General features: G+C 53.1%; 9 protein-coding genes and 1 pseudogene. 8 read left to right on the forward strand and 2 right to left on the reverse strand.

Features of this window, described 5'->3' with window-relative positions; genetic code table 11:
- Positions 1-110: 110 nt before the first annotated feature.
- The 5 genes from fdhF (at position 111) to ETR37_RS12435 (ending at position 5,549) form a co-directional block, all read left to right on the forward strand.
- Positions 111-3,074, forward strand: coding sequence for a formate dehydrogenase subunit alpha (gene fdhF, locus ETR37_RS12415; RefSeq protein ID WP_129447328.1), 2,964 nt, complete (start codon positions 111-113; stop codon positions 3,072-3,074).
- Positions 3,067-3,555 (forward strand): helical membrane plugin domain-containing protein, encoded by a 489-nt coding sequence (locus ETR37_RS12420; protein WP_015373968.1) that lies wholly within the window; start codon positions 3,067-3,069, stop codon positions 3,553-3,555. Before fdhF ends, ETR37_RS12420 begins: the two co-directional genes overlap by 8 nt.
- 512 nt (positions 3,556-4,067) lie before the next feature.
- Positions 4,068-5,051 carry a metal-dependent hydrolase gene (locus ETR37_RS12425; RefSeq protein ID WP_015373967.1) on the forward strand — a complete coding sequence of 328 codons (984 nt, stop codon included), beginning with the start codon at positions 4,068-4,070 and terminating at the stop codon, positions 5,049-5,051.
- 107 nt (positions 5,052-5,158) lie between these two features.
- Positions 5,159-5,320, forward strand: a complete 162-nt coding sequence (locus tag ETR37_RS12430) for a small, acid-soluble spore protein K (protein WP_011229959.1) — start codon at positions 5,159-5,161, stop codon at positions 5,318-5,320.
- A 67-nt stretch (positions 5,321-5,387) separates the two neighbouring features.
- Complete coding sequence (locus tag ETR37_RS12435; protein ID WP_011229958.1) at positions 5,388-5,549, forward strand: YpzG family protein; 162 nt, start codon at positions 5,388-5,390, stop codon at positions 5,547-5,549.
- Positions 5,550-5,624: 75 nt separating this feature from the next.
- Here ETR37_RS12435 and ETR37_RS12440 read toward each other — a convergent pair whose 3' ends face one another.
- Together ETR37_RS12440 and recX are read right to left on the reverse strand one after the other, a co-directional pair.
- Entirely contained in the window at positions 5,625-5,966 is a 342-nt protein-coding gene (locus tag ETR37_RS12440; protein ID WP_011229957.1) for a YfhH family protein, read from the reverse strand.
- Positions 5,967-6,135: 169 nt separating this feature from the next.
- Positions 6,136-6,945: a recombination regulator RecX gene (gene recX, locus ETR37_RS12445; RefSeq protein ID WP_015373966.1), complete on the reverse strand. Its 810-nt coding sequence runs from the start codon at positions 6,943-6,945 to the stop codon at positions 6,136-6,138.
- 93 nt (positions 6,946-7,038) lie between these two features.
- On the opposite strand from recX, the gene ETR37_RS12450 reads away from it, so the two are divergent.
- The 3 genes and pseudogenes from ETR37_RS12450 to ETR37_RS12460 form a co-directional block, all read left to right on the forward strand.
- On the forward strand, positions 7,039-7,956 hold the full coding sequence (locus tag ETR37_RS12450) for a TIGR01777 family oxidoreductase (RefSeq protein ID WP_015373965.1): 918 nt from the start codon (positions 7,039-7,041) through the stop codon (positions 7,954-7,956).
- A 244-nt stretch (positions 7,957-8,200) separates the two neighbouring features.
- The gene (locus ETR37_RS12455) at positions 8,201-8,755 is read left to right on the forward strand and encodes a GNAT family N-acetyltransferase (protein WP_011229954.1); all 555 of its coding nucleotides are present in this window, start codon (positions 8,201-8,203) and stop codon (positions 8,753-8,755) included.
- Positions 8,756-8,921: 166 nt separating this feature from the next.
- A pseudogene (locus tag ETR37_RS12460) lies at positions 8,922-9,244 on the forward strand (RNA-guided endonuclease TnpB family protein); the annotation flags it as partial.

The raw sequence follows: 9,244 nt of genomic DNA on the forward strand, positions 1-9,244 counted from the left end.
AGTTTGGATTGGTTGTTTAGTATCGTTATGCTAAAGAACTACTCCACCCACGATGAAGCATTCGTCTCGTCGCTGGTGGAGTTTTTTATTTTAACAAAGGGGGAGCGATGATGGGAGCGCAAATGGTGACGGTAACCATCAACGGGCGTACCTACCACGCCAAGCCAGGGATGACCATTTTAGAAGTCGTCAATGAACACGGTCTTCCGCATCCGCAAGTTTGTTATACGCCGGAGCTTGGCGCCATTCAGACATGCGACACGTGCATCGCTGAAGTCAATGGAACGCTGCTTCGTGCCTGTGCGACACCGGTTGAGGACGGCATGGTCGTCGAACTCGGCTCGCCGCGGGCAAAGGCAGCGCAAAAAGAAGCGATGGACCGCCTGTTGGAAAATCATCTCTTGTACTGTACGGTGTGCGACAACAACAACGGCAACTGCAAGCTGCACAACACGGCGGAAATGATGCAAATTGAACATCAAACATATCCGTACCGGCCGAAAGTCGACCCGTCCGAGGTGGACATGTCGCATCCGTTCTACCGCTACGACCCGAATCAATGCATCGCCTGCGGGCAATGCGTCGAGGCCTGCCAAAACTTGCAAGTGAACGAAACGCTTTCGATCGATTGGGAAGCGGAACGGCCGCGCGTCGTTTGGGACGGTGGGGTGCCGATCAACGAATCGTCGTGCGTCAGCTGCGGGCATTGCGTCACCGTCTGTCCGTGCAACGCGTTAATGGAAAAATCGATGCTCGGCGAAGCCGGATTTATGACGGGGCTGGACAAAGACGTGCTCAATCCGATGATCGATTTCGTCAAAGAAGTGGAGCCGAATTACACCGCCATTTTCGCCGTTTCCGAAATTGAAGCCGCCATGCGCGAACAACGGATCAAAAAGACGAAAACGGTTTGCACGTTCTGCGGTGTCGGCTGTTCGTTTGAAGTGTGGACGAAAGGGCGGAAAATTTTAAAAATCCAGCCGGTTTCTAAAGCGCCGGTCAACGCCATTTCGACATGCGTCAAAGGGAAATTCGGCTGGGATTTCGTCAACAGCGAAGAGCGCCTGACGAAACCGCTCATTCGCAAAGGCGACGTATTCATCGAGTCGACATGGGACGAAGCACTCGACCTCGTTGCCGAAAAATTGGGCGCGATCAAGCGGCAATACGGCGGCAACGCCATCGGGTTTATTTCATCGTCAAAAATTTCCAACGAAGAAAACTATTTAATGCAAAAACTGGCACGCCAAGTATTTGAAACGAACAACGTCGACAACTGTTCACGCTACTGCCAGTCGCCGGCGACGGACGGCCTGTTCCGCACGGTCGGCATGGGCGGCGATTCCGGCACGATTCATGACATCGCTTCAGCCGGCCTTGTCATCATCATCGGCGCCAACCCAGCGGAAGGGCATCCGGTCATCGCCACCCGCGTCAAACGGGCGCATAAACTGTTTGGCCAAAAACTCATTGTTGCGGACTTGCGCCGAAATGAAATGGCCGAGCGGGCTGACCTGTTCATCCGCCCGAAACAAGGCACCGACCAAGTATGGCTGATGGCCGTGACAAAATACATCATCGACCAAGGCTGGCACGATGAGGCATTCATTCGCGAGCGCGTCCATTTCTTTGAAGAGTTTAAACAATTGCTGGAAAAATATACGCTTGATTATGCCGAACAAGTCACCGGCGTCGCCAAAGCCGACCTCATCCGCATCGCCGAAATGATCCATGAGGCGGACGGCACGTGCGTCCTCTGGGGCATGGGGGTCACGCAAAACACGGGCGGCAGCGATACATCGGCGGCGATTTCCAACTTGCTTTTGGCAACCGGCAACTACGGCCGTCCGGGGGCGGGCGCGTTCCCATTGCGCGGCCATAACAACGTCCAAGGCGCCTGCGACATGGGTTCGCTTCCTGCCTGGCTGCCTGGCTACCAACATGTCACCGATGATGAGGCGCGAGCGAAGTTTGAAAAAGCGTACGGCGTCCGCATCGATGCGAAACCAGGCCTTGACAACATCCAAATGCTCGAAGCGGCCGAGCGCGGCGAGCTGAAAGCGATGTATATCATCGGCGAAGATATGGCGCTTGTCGACTGCAACGCCAACCATGTGCAAGAGACGTTGGCGAAGCTTGACTTTGTTGTCGTTCAAGACATTTTCTTGTCAAAAACAGCGCAATTTGCGGATGTCATCTTGCCAGCAGCGCCAAGTTTGGAAAAGGAAGGAACTTTCACGAATACCGAGCGCCGCATCCAACGGTTTTACCAAGCGCTGGAGCCTCTTGGCGACTCCAAGCCAGACTGGTGGATCATTCAAGAAATCGCGAAGCGGCTTGGCGCCGATTGGAATTACGCCGGTCCGAAAGAAATCATGGATGAAATCGCCAGCCTCGCTCCACTGTACTCACAAGCGCATTACGACCGGCTCGAGGGCTGGAACAGCCTTTGCTGGGGCAGCCACGACGGCGCTGATACGCCGCTGTTGTACAAAGAGCGGTTCAACTTCCCGGACGGCAAAGCCCGCTTTGCGTTAGCCGATTGGGTCGAACCGGTGCAATATCCAAAAGAGTACGATTTGCTTGTGAACAACGGCCGATTGCTCGAACATTTCCATGAAGGAAACTTGACGTACAAATCCAAAGGCATCGAGCATAAATTCCCAGAAGTGTTTGTCGAAGTATCCCCTGAACTCGCCAAAGAACGCGGCATTGAAGATGGGGCGCTCGTTCGGCTCATCTCGCCGTACGGCCGCGTCAAAGTGCGCGTGCTCGTCACCGATCGAGTCAGAGGCAATGAACTGTTCTTGCCGATGCACTCCACAGCCAATGAGAGCGCCATTAACATGCTGACCGGCCCGCAAACCGACCATCGCACGAACACGCCGGCTTACAAACAAGCCCGCGTGCGCATGGAAGTCATTGAACGGTCCGGCAAGACGCCGCTGCCGCGCACAAATCCGCGCTTTAAAAAGCGGCATCCGCAAAACGGCGTCGAGGTGGAGCGGAAGTGGCGGCGAAGCGACTACGTGCCGCTCACCGAGGAAAACAAGGGGGTGACGATCGGTGGCTAAGCCGATTACCACCATTCAAAAGCGCCAAATGACGGAGGAAGAAAAACGAACTGAAGCGCTGGCCAAGCTAAAAGCCGCTGTCGGCGACAGTGAAGAGGCGGTCCGCGAGCTCTTGGAGTTCATCGAGCAGCTCCATGAAAGCGGCCTGCTCGAAGCGGCCAACGCCTTGTTAAAAGCACGGGAAGACGTGGCGAAAATCGTCGTCGGCCAGCTCAACCAAAAACCGGTGACAACGATGATCAACCATGCGTTCGCCATAGCTGCCCTTGCTGCTTCACTTGATCCGGAGAAAACGGCGAAACTGCTTGAGCACATCGCCGCCGGCGCGCTGGAGGCGTACGAACAAAACTCCGCCGAAACAAAAAAAATCGGGTTGTTTGATTTGCTTAAAGCGCTCAATGACCCGGACATCAACCGCGCGATCCGCTTTTTCCTGTCCGCTCTCAAAGCGATCGGCAAACGGTTCAGAAATGACGGCTAATCGATCGGCTGGCAGAGAAAAGGACAGTTGACCAATGAGCCGCCAAAAGAACGGATGGTGAACCGATCTTCCATCAAAATGGAATGCTCCCCACTTACACCTATATAGACGTTGAAGTGGGGAGCTTCTCGGTTCGAGATGATCAACAAAACGTCCCGCCTCATGCGGGGCGCTTTTCGTTTTTGGTTGAAGCGCTTCCCTTTTCGTCTGACGAACGGCTTGCTTCCTGTTTCTTTTTCTCACTCCACTGTCTATCAATCGTTTCCTTTTTTGAATCTTTGTGAAATTGGTCGTTCCGCCTCTCGCCAACGATTGTCGCCCTATGATACACTAGCCATAACCTTGTTTGTCTCTCGCCTCCTTTCGGCCAATGCCTCAAACGGTTATTGGCTGAACACAAGGTGGGGCATACTAATAGTTGCATGAAAAAGAAAGATGTGCTCCGGCCGAGAGACAACAGACAGTTTCCATCCGAACATGCAACGATGCTGCAAGAAGGAGGCGCCTTCACGTTGGATACAGGCACACATGTTTTGATGGGGGTGGCGCTCGGCAGTCTTGCTTCACTTGACCCTGCGATCGCCCACGATCCGCTCTTATCCCACGCTGTGTTGATCGGCGCGCTCGCTGGCTCGCAAGCGCCGGATATCGACACGATTTTCAAATTGCGCAACAACGCCCAATATATTCGCAACCATCGCGGCATCACCCATTCGATTCCCGCCGTCGTTCTTTGGCCGCTGCTCATCGTCAGCGTGATGGCCGCCATCTATCCGAAAACGGATTGGCTTCGCGTTTGGCTTTGGACGTTTGTTGCCGTCGCCTTGCACGTATTTGTTGACATTTTTAACTCTTACGGAACCCAGGCATTGCGCCCGTTTACAAAAAAATGGATCGCCCTTGGCGTGATTCATACGTTTGATCCGGTCATTTTTGGGCTTCATTTGGTTGGCGTCGGTGGCTTGTTTCTCGGCGCCCATCCCGGTTATACGTTTCTTGTCGTCTACGTGCTTATCGCTGCGTATTATGGGCTTCGCTTCCGCCAGCAGGCCAACATCAAACGGCTCGTGCACGCCTCGATCGCCGGGGTGACCGAGATCATCACCGTACCGACATGGCGGCCGCGCGAATGGCATTTAGCCATTTCAACCTGCGACGAATTTTACGTCGCCCGCGTCAAACGCGGCGAGCTCATCATCCTTGACCGCTTCCAAAAGCGTGCGCTTCCCGACCATCCGGTGATGAACGCCGCCAAACGCGACGAAAATATCGCCGCTTTCTTATCTTTTTCCCCGGTTTACCGTTGGGAAATGAACGAATACGATGATTACTATGAAGTGCGCTTTACTGATTTACGCTATCGAAGCAAAGGGTATTACCCGTTTGTCGCTGTCGTCCAGCTCGACCGCGATCTCAATATTGTCAGCTCATACACCGGCTGGATTTTCAGCGAAGGCAAACTGCGCAAAAAGCTCGAACTTGCTCCAAACGGCTGATGGGCTCCGCCCCAATCATTGCCACACATAAGCGCTACAGGGTGTCCCATAATAAAAATACGTGTTGGCCATCCAACACGAGCACGCCGTTAAGGAGGGAATGTGCCGTGCGGAACAAAGCGCACAACTTCCCGAACCAAAACAACAACAAGCTCGAAGGCGAACCGCGCGCCAAGGCCGAGTACGCCTCGAAGCGGGCCGACGGCACGACCAACACCCACCCGCAAGAACGGATGCGCGCCTCCGGCGAACGAAGCGATTTCTTTTAACATGAAGGGGGAGCACGGCATCGTTCGCCGCACTCCCCCGGCACATTCCGCAGCGAGGTGAACAATCATGGGTCACCATCGGCACAAAAAATTTTATGACAACTTTTATTCGAACCCGTTTCAGCAGCCGTGGGCCAATCCAAAACACGCCCACTCGCAAGTGAACGGCGAAACGCAGCAAACGCTTGACCTCATCATTTTAGAGCGGCAGACGCGCAAGCAGTCGTAGCGGAACAACCTAGGGAGACACCCTCCCTAGGTTTTTAGGCTCTCTTTCCGTCCGATTGTGAACTTGTCCCGCCCGTCATGATTGAGGCAAATTCGGTTTACGAAGCAGTGAAATCGGCAACGCCTCCTCCTCTCCGTTTCCTTTCAACCGCCATCCCCAGGCAAACACTCCTTTTAAATAGCGCACTTTAAAATACTCTCCGGGCGCCCCTTCAATTTCATAAATCTCCCCAGGATGAAAATCAGCTGGATTAAGCATATACGCCTTCGCCATGGCGATTTTCCGCTCGTAGACGGCGTATTCGTTCACCATCCCCATCTGCTCCGCCTTGCGTGCCTTTTCCGTCAACATGGCGATTTCTTGTTGCAGTTCTTCTTTCGTCATTTCGCTGTACCGTTTTTGTTCTCCTTTGATCATAGACAAGCCTCCTTTTTGAGCATTCCGGATGGATCGTTTTCATCCACATGGAACTCGGCACAAGGCTCAGAACATCTCTTGATTTATGGAACTGGAACGATTTTGTGATCAACATTCAACGACAAAACTGATAATATCCCCTAATTTTTTTAAATCCTTTCATTCGAGATCACTCGTCATTACCGTGCATGCGCAGCCATTCATTGATCAAGTCAAGTGCGAATCCTTTTCGGTACAGGGCTTGGCGCATCTTTTGCTCATAAAGCGGCCGCGGGTGGTGCGCATAACGGCGGTGCGCTTTCTCCGCCTGAACACGGAGCGCCTCCCGTTCTTCTTGTTCAGTATGAGCGCCGCCATCCGCCAAAACGGCGGCAATCACCTCATGCGGAAACCCTTTGCGCATCAGCTGCTGCCGCACCCGTTCCAAAAACGCGCGAGCCGATTCAGCCCGGCGCTGTTTTTTCGCTTTTTCGTAAAGCGAGCGGGCGATGGCCACCTGTTCATCCAACGTATACTCCGCCAAACTCTGCTCGATCAAGCGGCCCAAAACACCGAGCCGTTCCAGTTCGGCACGGATGAGAAGCGGCCCTTTCGCCGCCGTCTTTTTTTGCGTGCGCACATAAGCCGCCGCAAACGCCTCGTCATCGACATACCGCTCGGCGCGAAGTTTTTTGAGCACTTCATCAATCACCGAATCCGGAGCGCCTTTTTTTCGCAAGTGTGCGGCGACCTCATGCTCCGAACGCATCCGGTGTGCCAAAAAGTAAAGCGCCTGTTGATACGCCTTTTTCACCTCATCGGCATACACAATATGTTGAAGCAGGTCGTCGCTGATCTCCATCCCTTTTTTCAAGCGGAATTGAAGCAATACATCTTGATCAACTGTCAATCTCAACGACGGTGCGCCGTCACGGTGCACGACAATCCAAAATCGTTCAGCATTTTGTTCGGTTGCGACAATGTCGGCAATCGTTCCCATTGTTTGTCCCCCTTATCTTTTATCGTATCATAAGCAGGAACTTCTGACACCAAAAGCGAAGTCATAATATAAACCAATGGAAGGGGAATCAAGATGCGCATCGCCATCAACGGCGGCACTGGGCTGATCGGCCAGGCGCTCGCCCGCCATTTTTCCAAGCAAGGACATGAGATCTACATTTTCACCCGCTCTCCCAAACCTTCCGAAGGCAGCATTCATTACCTTTCCTTCGACAACCACCGAAAGCCTGAAGTTGTCGATGTCGCCATTAATTTAGCCGGGGAGCCGCTCAATCGAAAACGTTGGACGGCGAAGCAAAAAGAGATCATCCTTGACAGCCGCCTTCGATCCACCGAAGCGATGGGCCGCTACATCGATTCACTGTCCCGCCCCCCGTCGTTGTTTATCAACGCCAGCGCCATCGGCATTTACGGCACTTCGGACTCCGCAACATTTACCGAGCAAACGACCGATTACGGCGGCGACTTTCTAGCCCAGACCGTCCAAGCATGGGAAGCATCGGCCCGTCCGATTGAGCAGCTTGGCATCCGCACCGTCTACGCTCGCTTTGGCGTCGTGTTTGCCCGACATGGCGGCGCCTTGCCGATGATGATCAAGCCGTACCGGCTGTTTGTCGGCGGTCCAATCGGCAGCGGACGGCAATGGCTATCGTGGATTCATCTTGAAGACGTCGTGCGCGCGGCCTCGTATATCATCGAACACGAGGAATTGTCCGGCCCGATCAATTTCACCGCACCCTATCCAGTGCAAATGGATGAGTTCGGCCGCATGCTCTCCCGCCTTCTTGGCCGTCCGCATTGGCTTCCGATTCCCGCTTGGGCGCTTCGTCTTCTCCTTGGCGAAATGAGCATGCTTGTCACCGAAGGGCAGCGCGTCATTCCAGAGAAGCTATTGCAAGCCGGCTTCCGCTTTTCGTTTCCAACGTTGGAAGGCTGTCTCACCGATTTGCTTTTGCCCCATGACCGACAAAAAATATCCAAAAAAAATTAACAAAAAAACAATTCCCTTTTCGCCTCCGATCGTGTATGATAAAGGAGACCTTAGGCTAGTTGTCGTCATAATCGCATACGGACAGGAACAAGGGGAAGGCAAATGGTGCGTCACCAGCGCTCGCGCTGGTCCTAGTGGGTTCGATTCCCACCCCGAAATTTTTTTAATGAAGTTTTAATAAAAAAATTTCGAGGGTGGGTTCCCGCTGGGAGGCTGCCCTCGGCATCCAAAGGAGGGATTGGCCATGTTGAAAAAACGCGAGCTGCAAGATTGCCATGCGCTGTACGAGCTGATGGTGCATCCGGACGTCTTCCCTTTCGTGCGCCAAAAAGCCAGCTCGTACGAAGAGTTTTTATTCATGACAAAACAGCTCATGGAGGCGGAAGAACGTGGCGAATTGATTTCGCGCACGATTTTAGACGAATGGGGAAACCCGATCGGCACAATCAGCCTCTTTGATATCCAAGATGGCGCCGGCTTTTTAGGCACGTGGCTCGGCAAGCCGTATCACGGGCTCGGTTACAATCGGCGCGCCAAAGAAGCGTTTTTCCATGAGCTGTTTTATGAGCTGTCGATCGAAACCGTGTTTTTGCGCATTCGCAAAGTCAACGTCCGCTCGATCAAAGCGGCGGAAAAACTGCCGTACGTCACGCCGGCCAATGAAACGCGGCGGGCGTTGCTCGAGCAAATCGGCGCGGATGTATACAATTTGTACGAAATTACAAAAGACAACTACACGCTCTATACAATGCGCCATCCTTCCTTTGCCCACAATGAAGAACAGCGCAAAGAGGCATAAGCCGCGGGAGAGCGCATCTGATGCAAAAAGAGGCTGTCCAAACGGACATCCTCTTTTTTACAGATTCGCGAACGAGAAAGCCCACGCTCTTTAGGCGTGGGATGAAAGTGAGCCGTTTTCTTCATATGGAAATGGCATCCTGTCATTGCTGCAAGGAGGTGAATCCATGCCCACGATCACCCTCAGGCTGGAACTGCACAAGCCGACGAAAGCCAAACAAGACATGTATGAACGGATGACAGAAGTGAATACCGCGTTTGCGAATTGGCTGTTGAATCATCCCGAGCTGAATCAAGCGACGAGCAAACTATTTAAAGAGTTTTCGTCGCAGCGGTTTCCTTCCGCCGTCGTCAATCAGACGATTCGAGAAGTGAAGTCCCAAAAGAAAAACCAGAAAACACATAATTTTCAAACATTCTGGTGTTGCTTTAACAATCAAAACGTAAAGGTGGAAAAGAAAGGAGCGTTCTACACGGTTTCCTTCCCCAC

It is taken from the genome of Geobacillus sp. PK12, from assembly GCF_004123125.1.
In the GTDB taxonomy this organism is placed as follows: domain Bacteria; phylum Bacillota; class Bacilli; order Bacillales; family Anoxybacillaceae; genus Geobacillus; species Geobacillus zalihae.

Bases quoted from the DNA above. Each gene is read 5' to 3' on its own strand.
- ETR37_RS12435 (WP_011229958.1), top strand. From the start codon at position 5,388: ATGGGTCACCATCGGCACAAAAAATTTTATGACAACTTTTATTCGAAC.
- recX (WP_015373966.1), bottom strand. From the start codon at position 6,945: ATGGGAACGATTGCCGACATTGTCGCAACCGAACAAAATGCTGAACGA.
- fdhF (WP_129447328.1), top strand. From the start codon at position 111: ATGGGAGCGCAAATGGTGACGGTAACCATCAACGGGCGTACCTACCAC.
- ETR37_RS12440 (WP_011229957.1), bottom strand. From the start codon at position 5,966: ATGATCAAAGGAGAACAAAAACGGTACAGCGAAATGACGAAAGAAGAA.
- ETR37_RS12450 (WP_015373965.1), top strand. From the start codon at position 7,039: ATGCGCATCGCCATCAACGGCGGCACTGGGCTGATCGGCCAGGCGCTC.
- ETR37_RS12455 (WP_011229954.1), top strand. From the start codon at position 8,201: ATGTTGAAAAAACGCGAGCTGCAAGATTGCCATGCGCTGTACGAGCTG.